Origin of the sequence: Sorangium sp. So ce176 (assembly GCF_051519835.1) — a bacterium.
Classification (GTDB): Bacteria; Myxococcota_A; Polyangia; order Polyangiales; family Polyangiaceae; genus Sorangium; species Sorangium cellulosum_G.
In genome coordinates this window covers 8,086,433-8,105,408 of the sequence record NZ_CP150371.1, presented here as the reverse complement: position 1 = coordinate 8,105,408, position 18,976 = coordinate 8,086,433, and the positions used below count along the sequence as shown (strand labels likewise).

Genomic DNA, 18,976 nt, shown 5'->3' with positions numbered 1-18,976 from the left:
GCCGGAGCCTCCCCGCCGTGGGAGGGCCCGGTAGCACAGCCGAGCCCTCATGACCTCCGATCCCCCGCTCCGCCCCGAGCTCGCGCCCGGCGCAGGCGAGCTTTCGTCAGGTAGTCCCCGACTTCGCTGCATGGATCGCTGTGCCCCAGCCCGCCGGTCTGCACCATTTCGCGACGCGGAAGGGCCGTCTTGGGCTAGTTTCCCCTTATAGACCGGTGGTAGAGGAGCCCTGGAAAGCAGCGAAGGACGTGAACGCGCTCGAGGCCTCCACCTCCCGGCCTCCGGTAGGTCGTCCGCTCATCATCAGCGGCGATCCGCTCGCATCGCTCCGCTACCGGGGCGCAGCGATCTCGTCCAACACCGCCCTCGGCCGGCTGCTCCGTGAGTCGCCCAGGGCGATCGCGGAGCTCCACGAGCAGGAGATCGCGCTCGGGATCGACGTCGTCCGGGCGCTCACGTCCGCGACGACGACGCGCGCGCTGGCGCCCATCGGCATGGCGTTCCGCGCCGCCGCGCTGACAGGGACCGCCGTCGAGCTCGCGAGCGAGGCGGCGGGCGCCGCCTCGCGCCGCGTGGCGGTGGCCGGTATCCTGGGCCACACTGCCGCCGCGCCCATGGCCGACCGGATTGCGGAAGATTACGCGGTCCATGCGGCCAGGCTCGCGGCGGCCGGCTGCGAGATCCTCGTCGCGTGCGGCTTCGAGCCAGCCCAGGCGGCGTGCGTCGCCCCCGCGGTCGCGCGGCTCGCGCGCCGCGCCGCGGTTGTCAGCGCCAGCTCGACGCAGCTCGCGACGTGGTCGCTCGTGGAGCTCGACGGCGCCGGGCGCACCGTCGACGGCGAGGGCTTCGAGGAGGTCGCCCGGGTAGCGCTCGACAGCGGCGCCGACGCGCTGCTCTTCGAGATCGCGTCGGTCGACCTCGGGCTCAACATCCTGCGGCGCCTCGAGGGCGTCGCCGACGAAGCCCAGGTCGGCGTGCTGCTCAGCGCCGACGCGGCTCAGGCGGGCGGGGCCGACCGCCTCGCGCCCGCCGAGGTATGCGACGCCTGGGCCGCATCCGCGATGCGGCTCATCGAGGCGGGCGCGCGGATGCTCGGGGGAGGAACGGGGACAACGCTGGCGCACCTCGGTGCGCTCGCGAAGATGCTCCGCACGGCGCAGCGCGCGCCCCTGCTGAGGCGTGCGCTCTAGGCGAGAACGATACAAACCGGAAACGTGATGATGGCCGACGCAAGCCACGCGAGTGAGTCGAAGTCTCAACCGTTGAAGACGTTCGACGACCTGCTGTTTCCCTTCCACGAGGCCGTGAAGCCCGAGTCCGACCATCGGATCGGCGCCGAGGCGGAGAAGTTCGGGGTCGACGCCAGGACGGGCGCCGCCATCCCGTACGAGGGCGAGCGGAGCATCCTCTCCGTGCTCCAGGCGCTCGTCGAGCGGCACGGCTGGACGCCCGAGCACGAGACGCCCGACGGTCCGCTGATCGCGCTCGTCCGGGCCGGCGCCTCGGTGACGCTGGAGCCGGGAGGGCAGCTCGAGCTGTCCGGGGCGCCCCTCGAGACAATCCACCAGATCTGCTCGGAGATGTCCGGGCACCTCGCGGAGCTGCGCGACATCTCCAGCGAGCTCAACTTCGCCTGGCTCGGCATCGGGTTCCACCCGTTCGCGTCGCAGGCCGAGCTCTCGTGGGTGCCCAAGGCCCGCTATGCGATCATGCGGCGCTACCTGCCGACGCGCGGCGCGCACGGCCTCGACATGATGCGCCGCACCGCCACCGTTCAGGCGAACTTCGACTACGCGAGCGAGGAGGGCGCGATGCGCGCGCTCCGCGTGGCGCTCCGGCTGTCCCCGCTCGTGACGGCCATCTTCGCGAACTCTCCGTTCTACGAGGGGTCGATGTTCGGCGGGCGGAGCTACCGCGCCAGGGTCTGGCTCGACGTCGACCCCTCGCGGCAAGGGCTCGTCCGCGGCGTGCTCGAGCGCGGCCGCCGCTTCTCGGACTACGTCGCGTGGGCTGTCGAGGCGCCGATGTTCCTCATCAAGCGCGACGGCGAGGTGATCGAGAACACCGGACAGACGTTCCGCGACTTCCTCGAGCACGGCTGCCAGGGGCACCGGGCCACCCGCGCCGACTGGGAGATGCACCTCAACACGCTGTTCCCCGAGGTCCGGCTGAAGCGCACCATCGAGGTCCGCGGCGCCGACTCGCTGCCGGCCAACTTGATCTGCGCGCTCCCGGCGCTGTGGGCGGGCATCCTGTACGACGCGCGCGCGCTCGACGAGGCCGACGCCCTCTCCGAGAGCTTCCGCTTCGACGAGCTCGAGGCCGTGCGCCCGATGATCGCCGAGCGCGCGCTCCGCGCCACGTTCCGCGGCAAGCCGCTCGCGGCGGTGGCCGAGCAGCTCGTCTCGATCGCCTCGGGCGGCCTCGAGCGGCGCGCGCGCCTGAACAAGAACGGCAAGGACGAGCGCGTCCACCTCGAGCGGATCAGCGCGCTCATCGCCAGGGGGCAATCCCCGGCCGATGCCCTCGTGGATGGGCTCAGCAACGACGACCCGGATCTGCGGAGCAAGATCCTCGATCGTGCGAGGATCTGAGCGCGGCTCGCCGCCGCGGGGGCGCGGGGGGCCTGGCGCACCGGGCAGAGGACGTCGACCTGCATGACGGTTGTTTATCTCCTAGGCACCTTGCTTCTGGTGCTCCTGAACGCGTTCTTCGTCGCTTCCGAGTTCGCCATCGTCAAGATGCGGCCGACGCGCCTGGAGCAGCTCGTGCGCGAGGGCGACGCGCGCGCGCGGCTCGCGCTCCAGATGTCGCAGCGGCTCGACGCGTACCTCTCCGCCAACCAGCTCGGCATCACGCTCGCGTCCCTCGGGCTCGGCTGGATCGGCGAGCCGGCGATCGCTCATCTCATCGAGCCGGCGCTCGCGCCGCTCGGCGCGTGGGCGGGGATCAGCGCGCACGCCATCGCGGTCGGCATCGCCTTCATCGTGATCACGTCGCTCCACACGGTGATCGGCGAGCTCGCGCCGAAGTCGCTCGCCATCCAGCGCACCGAGAAGGTCACGCTCTGGGCGGCGCGGCCGCTGCACGGGTTCTTCGTCCTGATGTGGCCGGTGATCTGGGCGCTGAACTCGATGGCGAACGGGTTCATCCGGCTGTTCGGGCTCCGGCCGGCCGGCGAGGAGGAGATCGCGCACACCTCGGAGGAGCTCCGGCTGCTCTTGACAAGGAGCCCCGCGGGCCTCGACCCGGCGCTGCGCAGCATGCTCGTGCGCATCTTCGACCTGCGCCGGCGCACGGCGCGGCACGTGATGTCGCTCCGCTCCGACGCGGCGACCCTGCGCGCGAACATGACGATCGACGAGGCGGTGCGGACCGTCGCCGACGCCGGGTACTCCCGGTATCCGGTGCTCGACGAGCACGGCAAGAACGTGCTCGGCTACCTGCACCTGCGCGACCTGTTCGACGTCCTGAGCCAGCGCCGCCGCGCGACGCGCGTGGCCGAGCTGCTCCGCAAGCCGATCTTCGCGCGCGAGAACACGTCGGTCGAGCGCCTCCGCCTCGAGATGCAGGCGCGCCAGGTGCCGGTCGCGATCATCACCTCCGCCTCGGGCGAGTTCATCGGGCTCGTCACGATGGAGGACCTCATCGAGGAGATCGTCGGCGAGATCCGCGACGAGAACGACGAGGAGGTGCCGCCGATCCACCGGCGCGGCGGCGGCATCGTCGACGTCGACGGCCGCGTGCTGCTCGCGGACCTGGAGCGCGACGCGCACATCGTGCTGCTGCCCGAGGTGAAGACCGTCGAGACGGTCGGCGGCTACATGCTCGGCCGGCTCGAGCACCCGCCCGAGGCGGGCGAGCGGGTGGAGTGCGAGGGCTACACGCTCGTGGCCATGGACGTCGCTGGCCGGAGGGTGCGGCGCGTCCGCATCGTCCCGACCGAGGTCGCCGGGGGCGAGCGGTCGTGACCAGCGCCGCCCCCCGGGGCGCGGATCGACGAAACCGTGCCGTCCGTCGGGGGCGCCGCCCCGGGAGGTTCGCGGCGAGGCGCGTCTCCCACAACCGGTCGTCCCGGCGGCGAGCTGCACGCGGATCCCGGTACAAAGTTTGGCGGACCGGTACTACCCTGGCTTCGTAAGTGGAAACGCTTGCAACTCGGATCTTGCGCGATGGCCCGCTAAACGAGCTCGACGCCGTTGGCTGGGCCATCCGTCTCGCGAAGCGGATCGAGGCGCTGCACGCGCTCGGCGTCGCGCACGGCGCCATCTCGCCCGAATGCGTGCTGACGGCCGCTGTCGATCGCACATCGAAGGCGATCCTGGCCGATCTGCGCCAGACGCCGAGCCGCGTCGCCTACCAGTCGCCCGAGCGCGTCGCGGGCGGGACGCTGTCGCCCGGCGACGACGTGTGGGCGATCGCGGCGACGCTCTATGAGGTCCTCACCGGGACGAGCGCCTTCGGGGGCGGGAGCGACGTGGAGACGCGGCAGCGGATCGCGGGCTCGTCGCCGGCGCCGCTCGCCGTCTTCGACGTGGGCGACGACGATCTCCAGCGGGTCCTCGACGACGCGTTCCAGCGCGATCGCGCCGCCCGCACGACGAACGCCGCCGCCTTCCGGCGCGCCCTCGAGGAGTGGCACCCCGATCCCGCGGCGCGCACGCTGCTTCCGCTCGACGACGAGGACTCGACGAGCGACGAGGACGACGACGAGGTGCGCACGCTGATGCGGGTCGCGCCGCTGAGCTCCGCGCAGCTCGACGAGATCATCGCGCAGCGCGCGGCGGCCGCGTCGGCAGGCCAGCCTCCGCCGCCCATCCTGCCCGAGCGCCCGCAGCCGCCGACGGCGCTCGCCGGCGGGTCAGCCCCGCGACCGGGCGCTGCCCCGAGCCCGCGGGCAGCCGTGGACGCTCCCGCCGCGCGCGCCCGCGCGCCCGTCCCGCGGGGGCGCCTCCCGGGCGTGGGGGCGGTCCCGCTGACGCAGTCGTTCGGCGCCGATCGCGGCGAGGAGGCCTTGGCCGTCATGCGGGAGGGGTCGGCCCTGGCGGCGCCGCGCTCCGCAGAGACGGTGTCGGTCGCGCATCGGGTGAGCGGCGCCGTGCTGCCGGGATCGGGCGCGGCGCCGCCGGCCGGCGGCCATCGAGAGCAATCCGCCCTCGGGGTGCCAGCGCCGCCGTTCGCCGGGCGCGATCGCCTGGGCGCGGGGCGCGACGCGCTGGCGGGGCTGCACCCGCAGCAAGACTCCATGCCGTTCCTCGGCGATACCGACGATGACGGCATCCACGACGAGCCGACGCTGGATGCGCCCACCGTCGTCGACGACGAGGACGACGAAGACGACGTCCCCACGCGGAGCCGGGAGGCGCCGCCGTTGACGCCCGTCGTGCCGCGTCAGGTCGCGGCGGTGGCGCCGTTCAGCGCGCCGCAGGCGCTCGCCGAGGGGACGTCGAGGGGCCGCGCCCCCGCAGCGCCGCCCGATCGCGCGGCGGGCGCGCCTGCGGCCGCCGTGTCCGGGAGCGCCGACGACGGGAGCGGCAGGGTCCCCGGGCCGAGCTCCGCGGCCGCCGGCGCGCTCATCCCGCCGCAGCAAGCCTCGCCGCCCCCGCAGAGCGCCCTCGCCGCGCCGCCGAGCGCGGCGCCAGCGCAGCGGGCGGCGCAGGTCTCATCCGCCGCGCCGTCGCCCGCGCCCGTCGGGCGGCCCGACGACGGGGGCTTTGACACCGAGGCGCCGCCCGACCGCTCGGGGCGGCTCGGGATGGTGATCGCGGTGATCGTGGCGCTCCTCCTGGCGGCGGGGGCGATGCTGTTCGCCGCGCAGCTCGGCCTGCTGGGGGCCGCGCCCAGCGCGCCCGGCAGGGGGGTGGTCGATCCGGTCCCCGCGCCGGCGGTCGCCTCGATCGTCGATGGCCTGCGGTCGGAGCGCCTCCTTGTGGAAGCTCTGGATCTGGGCGTCGAAGCCGCCCATGTCCACGCGCTGCACCGCCTCGGGCCGCAGGCCTGAGCGGCGCGCGATCGCCTCGGTCCGCTCGGGGAACGGCGAGATCCACACCAGCCTGCCGCCGGGCGCGAGGGCGCGCGCGGCGCCCTCGACGAAGCGGTCGAGCATCGCGTCGAGATCCCCCGTGCGCTCCACGCGCCGCCCGAGGGGCGGGTTCGTCAGGATCAGCGTGGGCGCGTCGCCCGGGGGCGGCGCGCCGCACGCGTCGCGCTGGAGGAGCTCCGCGCCGCGCGCGCCCGCGGCGTCGAGGTTCTCGCGCGCGATCTCCAGGGCGCGGGGATCGCGATCCGACCCCACGAGCCGCCGGTACGGCCCGAGCAAGGCGCGCTCGCAGAGCTCCAGGCCCGAGCCGACGAACGGATCCCAGATCACGTCGTCGCCGCGCACCCCGGCGATGCGCGCGAGCGCCGCCGCGATGGTCGGGTGCGACGCCGCGGGCACGTCGCCCCGGCGGTACGCGAACCGCGGGTCGGGCAGGCGCGGCGCGAGCTCGACCCGGACCCGGCCAGCGCCCTCGTAGACGACCACGTCCCACGTGCTCTGGGTCGGATCGTTCACGAGCTCCGGGGCCTCGGCCTCCACCGCCGCGGCCACGCGGAACACCGCGGCGCGGCGCTTGCCGCCGCCGGCCCAGTCGATGCGGTAGCGGATCGCGCCGACGGTGAAGCGGCGCAGGATCTCGCGCGACTCCCGCGAGAGCAGCCGCTCGGCGACGGCCGCGGCGAGGTCGGCGCCCGCGTCGAGCTTCCGCAGCGGCAGCGGGAACGCGAACGACAGCATCGTGCGCGCCCCGAACAGGACGTCGAGCGGCCCGCTCAGCGTCGCCTCGACGCGCGCGCCGCCGCACGGGTCGCTCCGGAGCTCGGGCACGAGCCCCCCGCCGGGAGACCCCTTGTCGAGCGTCGCGAGCTCCTCGGCGAGGATCGCCTCGAGCCCGCGCCGGCACCGCACCGCCACGCGCACGGGGCGCTCCGGCGCGCGATCGCCGGCGATCTCCGACCGCTCGCCGCGCGACAGGGTCCGCCGGGCCAGGAGCTCGGCGCGCGCGCGCACGCCGGCGATCGCGTCGTCGCCGCCGAGCCCGGCCAGCGCCTCGATCGCGGCGCCGCCGCCGACCTTGCCGAGCGCGTCGACCAGCGCGCGGCGGACGTCGGGCGAGCCCTCGCCGCGCGCGGCCTCGGCGAGCGCCTCGGCGACGAGCGGCCGCCCGGCGTCCGCCGCGGGCAGCTTGCCGAGCGCCACCGCCGCCATGCGGCGCGTGCGGCGATCGTCGTCGCGCAGGCAGGCGAGCAGGTAGCCGCGCGCGCGCTCGGCGAGCTCGGCGTCGAGCGGCGCGGCGGCCATCAGCTTGCCGACGAGCCGGGTGAGCGGCGCGCGAAGCGACGGCGCCGCGCCGGCGGCGCGATCGAGCGCGGCGGGCAGCGCGGCCGCGCCGGCGCGGCGCAGCGCCCGCTCGGCCAGCTCGGACGGCTCGCCGGCTGTCTCGAGCAGATCCATCAGGGCGGCGAAGTGGCGGCGGCCCGGCGTGAAGCCCGGATCGGAGAGGGCGCGCTGGAGGTCGGGATCGGGCGTGGCGGTGGGGCTCATCGGGTCTGGGATCTCCGCGTTCTCATGGGGATCCCGGCAGGTCCAGCCGGCCGGGATCCAGGACTCCTGCGCCGGTCGCCGCGCGCGGGCGACTTTCGCGACAAGCGAAGCGCTCCGGCAAGCTCTTTCATCGCCGGGCCTCTCGGCGCTCTCGTTTTCGGTCCCCGGGTCGCTAGAGTTCCACCATGCCGGATCCGAGCCAGGTCATCCCGCGAACGGCGTTGCCGCACGACGTGCTGCGCGCGGCGCTGGGCGCGCTCGAGGCGGGGCGGCGCGTTGTGCTCGCCTCCGTGGTGGCGCGGCACGGCTCGGCGCCGTCGACGCCCGGGCAGAAGCTCTGCCTCTTCGACGACCTCACCGCGATCGGCACGATCGGCGGCGGCGCCGTCGAGGGGGCGGCGCTCGGCATGATGGCGCGCGCGCTCGACGAGCTCGCCAGCGCGCCCCGGCTCGAGACGTTCCGCCTGGGCCCGAGCCTGGGCATGTGCTGCGGCGGCTCGGTCGAGATCCTCATCGAGCCGATGATGCCCGCCGTGCACGCCCTGGTGATCGGCGCCGGGCACGTGGGCGCGTTCGCCGCGCCCCTGCTGGCGTCGCTCGGCTTCCGGGTCACCCTCTGCGACGCGCGCGCCGCCGCCGCCGACCCGGCCCGCGTGCCGCCGCCTCTGCCGCTCGCCGGCGCGTTGCCCGCGCACCACGGCGCGCCGCGCGAGGCGGCGACGGCGCCCGGGGGGCAGGTGCGGCTCGTGCTCGCCGATCACGACGACCCCGAGGTGATGGCGGGCATGCCGAGGGACCTCGGCGAGGCGGCCGCGCTCGTCATGACGCACGACCACGGCCTCGATCAGGCGGCGATCGAGTGGGCACTCGCGCGCGGCTTCGGCTACGTGGGCGGGGTCGGGAGCCGGGCGAAGGCGGCGCGCACGCGGGCGCGGCTCGAGGCGAAGGGGGTGCCGGAGAGCGACGTCGCCCGGGTCAGGATGCCGGTCGGCGTCGACATCGGGGCGCGCACGCCGGCGGAGATCAGCGTCGCCCTCGCCGCGGAGCTGGTCGCCTGGCGCGCGGGGCGGCAGCGCGCTCGATGGTCGCCGGTCGTCGCGGCGCAGGCGGGGCAGGAGCAGGCCGGATGAAGAGCGTGATCACGATCGTGCTCGCCGCAGGCGCGGGCAAGCGGCTCGGGGGGCCGAAGGCCCTCCTGGCCTGGCCCCCGGCGACGAAGGGAGGCGTCGAGCGGCCGCTGGCGCTCGCGCACGCCGAGGCGCGCCTCGCGGCCGAGAGCGCGCGGGTGCTCGTTGTGGTGCGCAGCTCGGTCTTCCACGCGCTGCTGGCCCACGTGCGGCCGGGCGTCGACCTTGTCGCCTGGACCGCGCGGGACGACCTCGGCCCGGCGGGGTCGCTGGCCGTCGCCGCGCCGCGCATCGGCGACGCCGACGCCGTCATCGTCACGCCGGTCGACGTGCCCCCCGCGAGCGCCGCCACGGTGGCGCGGCTGCTCGCCCGGCTGGAGGCGGGCGCGACCTCCGCGAGCCCGGCGCCGCCGCTCGCGGTGCGGCCGCGGCACCTCGGCCGCGGCGGACATCCGGTGGTGCTGCGCGCCGAGGCGCTCCAGCGTTACCTCGAGGCCGACCCGCCGCCGCTCCGGGATCACCTGAGGGCGCTCGGCGACCGGTGCGTGGACGAGGAGGTGGACGATCCGGGGGTGCTGCACGACCTGAATGTCCCGGTCGACGTGATCCGCGTCCTCGGGGGCCCGCCGCGCTTCCTGGCCTGAAGGCGGCCGGGTCCGTCGGCGCCGCGCGGCGCGCCCGGTGTCGACGTGGCCCGGGGGACAGGGCTATCGTCAACAAGGAGGAGCACACGAATGTCGACGAGCCCTCCTGCTTCAGCGAGCGCCGTGGGGATCAGCGTGCCCCGGACCGATGGCCCCCCCAAGGTCACGGGGGCGTCGCGCTACGTCGACGACCTCCCGGCGATGCCGGGAGAGATCTTCGGGCGCACCGTGCGGAGCCCCGTGCCGCGCGGGATCCTCCGCGGGGTGCGGCTCGACCCTGCGTTCGACTGGAGCGACGTCACGGTGGTGCTCGCCGAGGACGTCCCGGTCAACGTTGTCGCGCTGATCCTGGACGATCAGCCGATCCTCGGCACCGGCAAGGTGAACCACGCCTACGAGCCGATCGCCCTGCTCGGCTGCGCGGACCGGCTCAAGCTCGCGCGGGCGGTCCAGGCCGTCGCGCTCGACATCGATCCGCTGCCACCGGTGCTCGACGCGCGCGCCGCGCTCGAGGGCGAGGAGATCCTCTGGGGCACGGACAACGTCCTCAAGCGGTACCTCATCGCGAAGGGCTGCGCCGACGTCGAGCGGGAGCGCGGCGAGGCCGCCATCGACGCGGCGCTCGCGCGCTGCGACGTGGTCGTCTCCGGGACGTACGCCACGCACCACCAGGAGCAGCTCTACATCGAGCCGCAGGGGGTCGTGGCGTGGTGGGACGAGGCCGGCGCGCACGCGACCGGCTCGATCCAGTGCCCGTTCTACGTGCAGAAGGCGTTCCTGAAGGCGTTCGGGCTCCCGCCCGACCGGATCCACGTCACGCAGTCGGTGACCGGGGGCGGCTTCGGGGGCAAGGAGGAGTACCCGTCGATCATCGCGCTCCACGCGGCGCTCCTCGCGAAGAAGAGCGGCCGCCCGGTGCGGATGATCTACGACCGGACCGAGGACATCGAGGCGACGACGAAGCGCCACCCGGCGTCCTGCGAGATCACGAGCGGCTGCGATCGCGACGGGGCGCTCCGCGCGCTGAAGATCCGGATCCTCATGGACGGCGGCGCGTACGCGACGCTGTCGCAGGTCGTCCTGTCGCGCGGCGCCCTCCACGCGTCGGGCGCCTACCGCTGGGACGACGTCTGGATCGAGGCGACCGCGGTGGCGACGAACACGCCGCCGAACGGCGCCTTCCGGGGCTTCGGCGCGCCGCAGACGATCTGGGCGATCGAGCGGCACCTCGACCGCGTCGCGCGGGAGCTCGGCTGCGATCCGCTCGACCTGAAGGCGAAGAACGTGCTGCGCCCCGGCGACTCGACAGCGACCGGGCAGGTGCTCCGCGCGAGCGTCGCGGGCGAGGAGTGCATCGCGAGGGCGATCGAGGCGAGCGGCTACCGGCAGAAGCGCGCGGCGGGGCCGGTCGTGCGCGGGCGCGTGGCGCGCGGGGTCGGGCTGTCCGTGTTCATGCACGGCGCGGGCTTCACCGGGTCGGGCGAGCGCTTCCTCAAGGGCAAGGTCGCCCTGGATCTCGCGCCCGGCGGTCGCCTCCGCATCCGCACCGCGTCGACGGACATCGGCCAGGGGACGGAGACGGTGTTCCGGCAGATCGCCGCGGATGCCGCGGGGCTGCCGATCGACCGCGTCGAGTTCGCGGTGCCGTGCACGACGACGGTGCCCGACTCGGGGCCCACCGTGGCGTCGCGCACGGTGATGGTGGTCGGCTCGATCCTCGAGGCCGCGGCGCGCGATCTGGCCGGCCGCGTGCGCGCGGAGCAGGAGGCGGCGCGGGCGGCGTGGCAGGCGAGCGCCGCGCAGGGCGGCGCGGCGGGGGCCCCGCCGGCGCTCTCCTTCGAGGAGGCGGCCGACCGGCTGCTCGCGCGCGAGGGGCAGGTGACGTCGCTGAAGCACTACGAGCCGCCGGGCTACGTGCAGTGGGACGACGCCGCGTACAAGGGCGACGCGTACCCGTGCTTCGGCTGGGCGTGCGACGTGGCCGAGGTCGAGGTCGACCTCGACACCTTCGAGGTGACGGTCGTCGACTTCTGGTCGGCCACCGACGTGGGCAAGGCGATCCACCCGGTCATGTGCAAGGGCCAGATCGAGGGCGGCAGCCTCCAGGCGATCGGCTGGGCGCTCTCCGAGGAGATCGTCTGGCAGGGCGGCAAGATCAGGAACCCGCGGATGACCAACTACATCATCCCGACGTCGCTCGACGCGCCGCCGTTCCACGTCGTCCTGGTCGAGGAGCCGTTCCCGTTCGGGCCGGGCGGCGGGGCCAAGGGCATCGGCGAGATGCCGATGGACGGCGGCGCGCCCGCGATCGCCGCGGCGGTGGAGCACGCGACGGGGATCGCCGCGCGCGCGCTGCCGCTCACGCCGGAGCGCCTGTTCGAGGCGGCGCGCGCCGCCGCAGCGCCGCGGCCGGCGGCGGGGAGGGGGGATCGCGCATGAAGGTGTCGCTCGTCGTCAACGGCTCGCCGCGCGAGGTCGACATGCCGCCGCTCTCGCGGCTGCTCGACGCGCTCCGGGGGCCGCTCGGGCTCACGGGCACGAAGGAGGGGTGCGCGGAGGGCGAGTGCGGCGCGTGCACGGTGCTGATCGACGGCGATCCCGTGAACGCGTGCCTCGTCGCGATCGGGCAGTGCGAGGGGCGGCGCGTGACGACGGTCGAGGGCCTCGCCGGCGCCGGGCACCTGTCGCCGCTCCAGCGCTGCTTCGTCGAGGAGGGCGGCGCGCAGTGCGGCATCTGCACGCCCGGCATGCTCCTCGCCGCCGAGGCGCTGCTCGTGCGGAACCCGGATCCCTCGGAGCGCGACGTGCGCGAGGCGCTCGCCGGCAACCTGTGCCGCTGCACCGGCTACCAGCGCATCGTCGAGAGCGTCCGCGCCGCGGCGTCGCTGCGCCGGGGCGGGGGAGGGACGGCGCCGTGAGCATCACCGATCTCCGCCTGTTCGAGATGCGGCGCGTCGCCGGGCTCGGCCCGCTGTGCGAGCTCGTGGCGGAGCAGGCGGCGCTCGGCGCGCCTGTCGCGCTCCTGGCCGGCGGCACCGACTGGATCGTCGAGCGGGAGCTCGGACCTCCGATGAAAATTTCCACCGCGGGCCCGGCGGGCGCCGCGCCGGCCGCGCCGCCGCTCGTGGTCGACGTGTCGCGGCTCGCGGACCTGCGCGGCGTCTCGCTCTCCGGCGACACGCTCCGCGTGGGCGCCGCGACGACCTACCTCGAGATGTGCCGGAGCGACGTGATCGTCGAGCGGGCGCCGCTGCTCGCCCGGATGAGCCGCGACGTCGGCGCGGTGCAGATCCAGGCGCGCGGCACGCTCGGCGGCAACCTGGCCACGGCGTCGCCGGCCGCGGACGGCGTCGCCGCGCTCGCCGCGTACGACGCGACGATCGTGGTGCAGAGCGTCCGGGGGGAGCGGCGCATCCCGATGAGCGCGCTGCAGACGGGCTACAAGCGCACGTCGCGCGCGCCCGACGAGGTGATCGTCGCCGTGGAGATCGCGCTGCCGGCGCCCGGATCTCCCTGGTACTGGCGGAAGGTCGGCGCGCGCCGGGCCCAGGCGATCTCGAAGGTCGCGCTCGCGGGCGTGGCCGAGGTGCGGTCCGGGCGGCTCGCGCGGCTCGGGCTGGGGATGGCGTCGGTCGCGCCCACGACGGCGCTCTTGCCGAGCGTGCGCGCCCTCTGCCTGTCGCGCCCGATCGCCGAGCTCACCCCGGACGAGGTGGACGCCGCTGTGGCGCAGGACATCTCGCCCATCGACGACGTGCGCTCGACGCGGGCCTACCGGGAGCACTGCGCGCGCGGCGTCGTGCGCGAGCTCCTCCGGCAGCTCGGCGCGCCGGTCTGATCACTCCATCCAGTCGAGCTGCATGGCTTCGGGGCGGCGTCCGCGCCCCCCCGGCCGCGTCGGCCGCTCGCGCGGCGGCAGCGGGGGTGGGGGATCCTCGTCGTGGCAACGAGAGCACTGGCGCGGGGTGTCGGTCCCGGCCTGGAAGATGGTGATGCAGCCGCAGGCTGGGCAGATCATGCCGATGTCGTGGTTCATGAGCACTCCTCGACGACGAACGCTCCGGGACGACCCGAGCGGCGGGAGGATGCGCTGGAAGGGCGACGCGAAGGCGACGGCGCTGCAACATCGCGTGGAAGCGAGGACGCGTCCCCTCGGCCCGGCGCCTAATTGATTTTGACTTTCATGTCATGCAGCTACGTGATAGTCGCCGCTTGAAATGCTGCAGCCCCGCCGAGCGCGTGGCGCGGTGATCTTCCATCGTTTGTAATAATCAATACATTTCAATGCTGCTCCGTACCCCCCTGTGCCGGCTCGGCCTGGCGGCGCCTGCGCTGCTGCTCACCCTCGCCCAGGCCCGTGCGCAGTCTCCCGAGCCGCGCTCGGAGCCCGCTGCGGATCCAGCCGCTCCGGAGGCCCCTCCTGCCGCGGGATCCGCGCCGGAGGGCCGGGACGCTCCTGCCGCGCCAGAGCAAGCGGCCCCCGGCGGCGAGGCGCCGGCCGCGGGCCAGGACGCCGCCCCGCCGGAGCAGGCAGCCCCCGGCGGCGATGCGCCGGGCGCGGGCCAGGACGCCGCCGCGCCGGAGCAGGCGGCGCCCCGCGCCGACGCCCCGGTGGAGGTCACTGTCGCGGGCACGCGCGTGACGAGGACCGCGGGCTCTGCCCATGTGATCAAGGGGCGCCAGCTCGAGCGCTTCGAGCACGACGACCCGCACGCCGTGCTGGGCAGCGTCCCGGGCGTGTACGTGCGGGGCGAGGACGGGCTGGGCCTGCGGCCGAACATCGGCGTGCGCGGCGTCAACCCCGATCGCAGCAAGAAGGTGACGCTCATGGAGGACGGCGTCCCCATCTCGCCCGCGCCGTACTCCGCGCCGGCCGCCTACTACTTCCCCCTGATCACGCGCATGTCGAACGTGCGGGTGATCAAGGGGCCGGGCGCCATCGCCTACGGCCCGCAGACCGTGGGCGGCACGGTGGATCTCCTCACCCGGTCCGCCCCGTCGCTCGCCTCGGGCGCGCTCGACCTCGCCTTCGGCCAGTACGGCTACGGCAAGGCGCACGGCTACGTCGGGACGAGCGACGGCCAGATGGACGTCCTCCTCGAGGGCGTGCACCTCCGGAGCGACGGCTTCAAGGAGCTCCCGAGCGGCGCCGACACAGGGTTCTACCGCAACGAGGTGATGCTCAAGGGCGGCTACGTCGTCGACCCGACCGCCCGGATCAAGAACGAGCTCCGCCTCAAGCTCACGTACTCGGAGGAGCTCTCCAACGAGACGTACCTCGGCATCACCGACGCGGACTTCGAGCAGAACCCGCTCCGCCGCTACGGCGTGAGCGCGCTCGACCGCATGCGCAACCACCGCACCGCGGTCGCCCTGACCCACGTGATCGAGCCGTCCCGCGACATGTCCGTGACGACGACCGTGTACCGGAACGACTTCTCGCGCGTGTGGCGCAAGGTGAACGGCTTCCGCGGGGCCAACCTGTTCGACGTGCTCACCGCCCCCGACTCGCCGCAGAACGCGGTGTACAACGCCGTGCTGACCGGGCAGCTCGACAGCTCGACGCCGGGGGAGACGCTGCTCATCGGCCCCAACGAGCGCGAGTTCGTCGCCCACGGCGTCGAGACCCGCGTCCGCTGGAACACCGCCACGGGGCCCGTCTCGCACCGCGTCGAGTACGGCCTGCGCCTGCACTACGACCGCGTCGAGCGCCGCCACAGCGAGAACGGGTTCCTCGTGCTCGGGGGCGCGCTCGTGCCGGACGGCGGGCCGACCGTCGTGACCCAGCTCAACGAGGCGTGGACCGAGGCGCTCGCGCTCCACGCGAGCGACGCCGTGACGTGGCGGGCGCTCACGGTGACCCCCGGCGTCCGGGTCGAGCTGATGCGCTCCGCGTTCGTGGATCGCGCGGCCGGCACCGAGCAGACGCGGGTCGCGCAGGCGCTCCTGCCCGGCGTCGGCGCCTACTACGCGCTCACCGAGGCGCTCGGGATCCTGGCCGGCGTCTACCGCGGCTTCAGCCCGCCGGCGCCGGGGAGCGACGCGCACGTCAAGCCCGAGCTCAGCGTCAACTACGAGGGCGGCGCCCGCTTCGCCGACGGGCCGCTGCGCGCGGAGGTCATCGGCTACTACAACGATTACGCGAACATCACGGACGTGTGCACGCTGTCGAGCGGCTGCCTCGACGCGGACCTCGACCGCCAGTACGACGCGGGCGAGGCCCGGATCTACGGCCTCGAGGCCTACGCCGAGCACGAGATCCCTGTCGGTCAGCTCAAGCTGCCGATCAACGCGGCGTACACGCTCACCCGGACCGAGTTCCTCACGAGCTTCACCTCGGACGACCCCATCTTCGGCCGCGTGGCGAAGGGGGACGAGATGCCCTACGTCCCGCGGCACCAGGTGAGCCTCTCGGTCGGGGTCGAGCACGAGCGCGCCGGCCTCAACGTGGGCGCCAGCTACGTGTCGGCCATGCGCGAGAGGGCGGGCGGCGAGCCGATGTCGAGGGCGCTCGCGACCGACGAGCAGCTCCTGATCGACGCGAGCGCCAGGGTGCGCGTCGTCGGGCCGCTCGTGCTCTACGCGAACGCGCGCAACGTCCTCGGCTCGCAGTTCATCGTGTCGCGCCGCCCGTTCGGCGCCCGGCCGAACGCGCCGCGCTGGATCCAGGTCGGGATGAAGGCGTCGTTCTGACGCGGCGTCCGGCGCGGCGCTGCGCCGATCAGAGCGGCCGGATGTGGGGGGGAGGCTCCTGCGGGCCCGGGAGGATGTAGGAAGCGGGGCCGATGCCGTCGCGCACCGAGGCGAGATCGACGCCGGGATCGATGAGGCGCGCGATGCGGCGGCCGTTGAGCGAGACGAGGGCGTCGGCGCGCACCTCGACCGGCCCGCGGCCGCGGCGCTCGAAGTCGTCCCGGATGTGGCGAGAGAGCTGCAGGATGAGATCGGGCTGGCCCGCCATCTCGCGCTCCTGGAGGCGCGTCAGGTACTCGCGCGGGCTCACGTGCCACGTCCGGCCGGTCTGCCGGTTGCGGACGAGGAAGGTGATGCTGCCGTTCTTCTCGCGGACCATCACGCGCCAGGAGAAGCGCATCCCCTGCTCGTGCCAGCGCACATCGCCGCCGTAGGCGAGGAAGCGGAGCGGCAGCGCGAGCTGGACAGCGCAGTACGCGGCGCCGACCGCGAGGCCGACAGCGCGCAGCCGCGGCGAGGGCGGCGCCGCCGGCGCGAGGGCCGGCGCGGGCGCGGGCGGCGCGTCGGCGCCGCGGCGGCCGAGGAGCGCGCGCGCCCGGGCGAGGAGATCCCGGGGCCACGACGGGGGGAAGAACACGAGCGCGGACAGGACCATGATCACCGGGAACATGCCGATCGGAAACAGCGCGCGCGTGACGGCGTGGAACAGGATCACCGCGGCGTAGGCGAACGGGCGGAGCCGCGGGACGAGGAGCAGCCAGACGATGCTCGTGTCGAAAAGGAACCCCGCCCAGCTCATGAGCGGCGCGGCCCACGGGTGCGTGAAGAGCGGGCCGAGGACGGGCATGTCCGTGCGCGAGCCGAGCCAGATCCGGAGCGGCTGCGCGTGCAGGAGCCAGTCGGCGTGGGCCTTGGCGAGCCCCGCGAACGTGTAGACGACGCCGACCTGGAAGCGGAGCAGGTAGAGCCACGCGGCCTGGATGGAGCGCTCGTGGCGCCGCGCGAGCAGCGCGTCGAGCGACCACGCGCGGTGCGCGGGCGACGCCGCGAGCAGGAGGCCGAGCAGGCTCGCGAGGTAGTAGTGGTTGAGGTACGTCGTGACGTCGATGACCTGGAGGTAGGTGAAGCCGACGACGAACAGGGGCGCCGCGACGCGGAACGCGAGGCCGAGGGCGATCGCCAGGGCGAGCCCCGCGAGCGCCCAGAACAGCGCGTGCATCCCGGCCGGCGGGAGCGGCTCGACCCAGGCGAGGCCCCAGTACTTGAAGTGAAAGCTCGGCTTGACGAAGAGCTCGTCGATCCAGCCGTAGGCGATGAAGCGCGCCATGCTCACGCACATCGCGAGCCCGAACAGGGCGCGGAACGCGGCGAGCCAGGCGATGTCGACAGGGCGAGACAGCGCCGCGGCGGCGCGCGACAGCGCGGCCGCGAGCCCGCGGGGGCGCGCGGCGCCGGGGGGCTCAGTCGTTGTCACCTTCCGACGACCGGGGCAGCTCGAGGTTCAGCGTGGTGACGAGCTCCGTCTTGAGCAGGTCCGTCAGGGCCTTCACGGCGCTGTAGACGGCCTCGACCCTCGCCCGGTCGGTCGCGAGGGCCTGATCGAGCGGCACGTCGAGCGAGTCGACGGCCGCCTGGGCCCCCGACAGCGCGGCCAGCATGCGATCGGCGAGATCGGCCGAGCCGACCTCGCGCAGCCAGTCGTCGAACCCGACGCCCTGGCCGCCCTCGCCGCAGCCCTGGAACAGGCGCCGGAAGCCGCTCAGGTTGGCCCGGAGGTGCGCGGTCGAGGCCTGGGCGAAGCGGGACTCCAGCGCTTCCGGGCAGGTGGGCGTTGTGCAGTCCTCGGTGAAGCCGAGCGGCCGGCCGAGCTTCCAGTCCTTGAGCTCCTTCTCGATGTAGAACATCGCGTCGCTCACCGCGTTGAGCGCGTCCTGCTCGGTCGCGTAGACGGGGCTCCCGCGGCCGGCCTGGGTGAGCTTCTCCCGGAAGCTCCCCGCCTCGGGCGCCCAGGCGCGCGCGAGCGCGCCAGCGCGGGCGAGCACGTCCGCGGCCGCCGCGGCGGCGTAGTCGGCCTTGCGCTGCGCGAGATCGCCGGCGCCGAGCGCCGCCCAGGTGCCGTTCGCGTTGATGGGCGAGAACTGCGAGCACCCGTTGTCGGCGCCGCCGTAGAAGACCAGGTACTCGAACGCCGCGAGGCCGCGGGCGTTGATGAGCGACGAGGAAAAGCTCGGCTGCGCGTAGGCCCGGCTCACGATCTGCTCCTCGATCTTGCACCGGCTGACGAGCGGCCAGGCGTAGATCTGATCCCGGAGGTCCTGCCCGCCGGGCTGCGTGGAGCTCGCCGCAGGGCCGAAGCGGAAGAGCTCCGCCTCCTGCCACACGCGCATGGCCGCGAGCCAGGCGCCGCGCGCGGCGGCGGCGCTCGGCTCGCCCCTGTCGCGGGCGAGGGCCGACGCGCTGTCGTTCAGCGCGCGCGCCTGCGCCTCGAACTCGCAGGCGCGGTTCAGCGCGCAGTCGGCGGCCGCCGTGAGCAGCTTTGCCTTGCTGAAGGGGCCCCCGTCGACGGGGACCGGGGCGCACACGTCGCCGCCGACAGGCTCGCCGCCCCCCGCGCCGGTGGTCGCCGCTGTCGTCGAGGCGACCGTCGCGTCGCCCGTGGCGCCGCTGCCGGTCGAGGTCGCGGGCGGCGCGCCGCCGCCGCCGCTGCTGCCCGACGGCTGCGACCCGCCGGTGTCCGGCGGCAGCCCGCCGCTGCCCGGCGGCTGCGCGCCGCCGGGGCCGGCGCCACGGCCCGTGTAGACAAGCTCGTCCGGGGGCGGCTTGCGGCACGCGACGGCCGTGGTGAGGCCGAGGAGCGACAGCAGGAGCGCCGTCGGGAGGCGGCGGGCCGCCCGCTCGTTCCAGGCGCGGTTCATTCTCGGCCTCAC

13 protein-coding genes are annotated in these 18,976 nt (G+C 74.6%); 9 read left to right on the top strand and 4 right to left on the bottom strand.

The annotated features are described in order from the left end of the window. The first annotated feature begins 248 nt into the window (after positions 1 to 248). The 3 genes from WMF42_RS30425 to WMF42_RS30415 all read left to right on the top strand — a co-directional run bounded on the left by WMF42_RS30425 (position 249) and on the right by WMF42_RS30415 (position 3,971). Positions 249 to 1,190, top strand: a complete 942-nt coding sequence (locus tag WMF42_RS30425) for a homocysteine S-methyltransferase family protein (RefSeq protein ID WP_081426647.1) — start codon at positions 249 to 251, stop codon at positions 1,188 to 1,190. A 72-nt stretch (positions 1,191 to 1,262) separates the two neighbouring features. Then, positions 1,263 to 2,594 carry a glutamate--cysteine ligase gene (locus tag WMF42_RS30420; protein ID WP_233561870.1) on the top strand — a complete coding sequence of 444 codons (1,332 nt, stop codon included), beginning with the start codon at positions 1,263 to 1,265 and terminating at the stop codon, positions 2,592 to 2,594. A 63-nt stretch (positions 2,595 to 2,657) separates the two neighbouring features. Next, on the top strand, positions 2,658 to 3,971 hold the full coding sequence (locus WMF42_RS30415) for a hemolysin family protein (protein WP_061609514.1): 1,314 nt from the start codon (positions 2,658 to 2,660) through the stop codon (positions 3,969 to 3,971). 1,691 nt (positions 3,972 to 5,662) lie between these two features. Here the strand turns inward: WMF42_RS30415 and WMF42_RS30410 are convergent. Continuing rightward, positions 5,663 to 7,585 carry a TRM11 family SAM-dependent methyltransferase gene (locus WMF42_RS30410; RefSeq protein WP_437686315.1) on the bottom strand — a complete coding sequence of 641 codons (1,923 nt, stop codon included), beginning with the start codon at positions 7,583 to 7,585 and terminating at the stop codon, positions 5,663 to 5,665. A 185-nt stretch (positions 7,586 to 7,770) separates the two neighbouring features. Between WMF42_RS30410 and WMF42_RS30405 the strand changes: the two genes are divergently transcribed. The 5 genes from WMF42_RS30405 to WMF42_RS30385 all read left to right on the top strand — a co-directional run bounded on the left by WMF42_RS30405 (position 7,771) and on the right by WMF42_RS30385 (position 13,194). Beyond that, positions 7,771 to 8,715: an XdhC family protein gene (locus WMF42_RS30405; RefSeq protein WP_437686314.1), complete on the top strand. Its 945-nt coding sequence runs from the start codon at positions 7,771 to 7,773 to the stop codon at positions 8,713 to 8,715. Beyond that, positions 8,712 to 9,356 carry a nucleotidyltransferase family protein gene (locus WMF42_RS30400; RefSeq protein ID WP_061612523.1) on the top strand — a complete coding sequence of 215 codons (645 nt, stop codon included), beginning with the start codon at positions 8,712 to 8,714 and terminating at the stop codon, positions 9,354 to 9,356. Before WMF42_RS30405 ends, WMF42_RS30400 begins: the two co-directional genes overlap by 4 nt. 90 nt (positions 9,357 to 9,446) lie before the next feature. Beyond that, positions 9,447 to 11,795: a xanthine dehydrogenase family protein molybdopterin-binding subunit gene (locus tag WMF42_RS30395; RefSeq protein WP_437686313.1), complete on the top strand. Its 2,349-nt coding sequence runs from the start codon at positions 9,447 to 9,449 to the stop codon at positions 11,793 to 11,795. Further along, positions 11,792 to 12,274: a (2Fe-2S)-binding protein gene (locus WMF42_RS30390; RefSeq protein ID WP_437686312.1), complete on the top strand. Its 483-nt coding sequence runs from the start codon at positions 11,792 to 11,794 to the stop codon at positions 12,272 to 12,274. Before WMF42_RS30395 ends, WMF42_RS30390 begins: the two co-directional genes overlap by 4 nt. Next, entirely contained in the window at positions 12,271 to 13,194 is a 924-nt protein-coding gene (locus WMF42_RS30385) for an FAD binding domain-containing protein (protein WP_437686311.1), read from the top strand. Before WMF42_RS30390 ends, WMF42_RS30385 begins: the two co-directional genes overlap by 4 nt. Here the strand turns inward: WMF42_RS30385 and WMF42_RS30380 are convergent, their stop codons facing one another. Next, a complete protein-coding gene (locus WMF42_RS30380) occupies positions 13,195 to 13,392 on the bottom strand; it encodes a hypothetical protein (RefSeq protein ID WP_155799010.1) in 198 nt (65 codons plus the stop codon). It abuts the gene before it with no gap. A 248-nt stretch (positions 13,393 to 13,640) separates the two neighbouring features. Here WMF42_RS30380 and WMF42_RS30375 point away from each other — a divergent pair, with 248 nt between their 5' ends. Next, the gene (locus WMF42_RS30375) at positions 13,641 to 16,049 is read left to right on the top strand and encodes a TonB-dependent receptor family protein (protein ID WP_233562560.1); all 2,409 of its coding nucleotides are present in this window, start codon (positions 13,641 to 13,643) and stop codon (positions 16,047 to 16,049) included. A 28-nt stretch (positions 16,050 to 16,077) separates the two neighbouring features. Here WMF42_RS30375 and WMF42_RS30370 read toward each other — a convergent pair whose 3' ends face one another. After that, the gene (locus WMF42_RS30370; protein WP_437686310.1) at positions 16,078 to 17,523 is read right to left on the bottom strand and encodes an HTTM domain-containing protein; all 1,446 of its coding nucleotides are present in this window, start codon (positions 17,521 to 17,523) and stop codon (positions 16,078 to 16,080) included. After that, positions 17,510 to 18,976 carry an imelysin family protein gene (locus WMF42_RS30365; RefSeq protein ID WP_437686309.1) on the bottom strand — a complete coding sequence of 489 codons (1,467 nt, stop codon included), beginning with the start codon at positions 18,974 to 18,976 and terminating at the stop codon, positions 17,510 to 17,512. Before WMF42_RS30365 ends, WMF42_RS30370 begins: the two co-directional genes overlap by 14 nt.

Bases quoted from the DNA above. Each gene is read 5' to 3' on its own strand.
- WMF42_RS30415 (WP_061609514.1), top strand. From the start codon at position 2,658: ATGACGGTTGTTTATCTCCTAGGCACCTTGCTTCTGGTGCTCCTGAAC.
- WMF42_RS30410 (WP_437686315.1), bottom strand. From the start codon at position 7,585: ATGAGCCCCACCGCCACGCCCGATCCCGACCTCCAGCGCGCCCTCTCC.
- WMF42_RS30405 (WP_437686314.1), top strand. From the start codon at position 7,771: ATGCCGGATCCGAGCCAGGTCATCCCGCGAACGGCGTTGCCGCACGAC.
- WMF42_RS30400 (WP_061612523.1), top strand. From the start codon at position 8,712: ATGAAGAGCGTGATCACGATCGTGCTCGCCGCAGGCGCGGGCAAGCGG.
- WMF42_RS30395 (WP_437686313.1), top strand. From the start codon at position 9,447: ATGTCGACGAGCCCTCCTGCTTCAGCGAGCGCCGTGGGGATCAGCGTG.
- WMF42_RS30390 (WP_437686312.1), top strand. From the start codon at position 11,792: ATGAAGGTGTCGCTCGTCGTCAACGGCTCGCCGCGCGAGGTCGACATG.
- WMF42_RS30380 (WP_155799010.1), bottom strand. From the start codon at position 13,392: ATGAACCACGACATCGGCATGATCTGCCCAGCCTGCGGCTGCATCACC.
- WMF42_RS30375 (WP_233562560.1), top strand. From the start codon at position 13,641: ATGCTGCTCCGTACCCCCCTGTGCCGGCTCGGCCTGGCGGCGCCTGCG.